The following is a 235-nucleotide window of genomic DNA, read 5'->3' as shown; positions in this document are numbered from 1 at the left end:
AGTAAAGGTTATTGCCTCAGGTAAGTTAATCGTACCCTCTAAAGTTGCATGGGCATTAGCATTGGGGGCTGATTTTGTTGTATCTGCTCGCGGCCATATGTTTGCACTAGGGTGTATTCAAGCAATGCAATGTAATAAAGACACTTGCCCTACAGGGATCACCACGCACGACAAACGCCTGCAACGTGGCTTAAATGTGGCAGACAAAGCGCAGCGTGTGGCAAACTATAATAAG

The 235-nt window shown here is 46.0% G+C and carries 1 protein-coding gene; it reads left to right on the top strand.

Features of this window, described 5'->3' with window-relative positions; all coding sequences use genetic code 11:
* Positions 1-235, top strand: a 235-nt coding sequence (locus tag AAEY79_RS16450; RefSeq protein WP_352289862.1) for a glutamate synthase-related protein, incomplete at both ends; no start/stop codon positions are given.

This window comes from Psychrobacter sp. GW64-MNA-CIBAN-0177, from assembly GCF_040309585.1.
Classification (GTDB): domain Bacteria; phylum Pseudomonadota; class Gammaproteobacteria; order Pseudomonadales; family Moraxellaceae; genus Psychrobacter; species Psychrobacter okhotskensis.
This window is presented reverse-complemented; position numbering and strand designations above follow the sequence as displayed.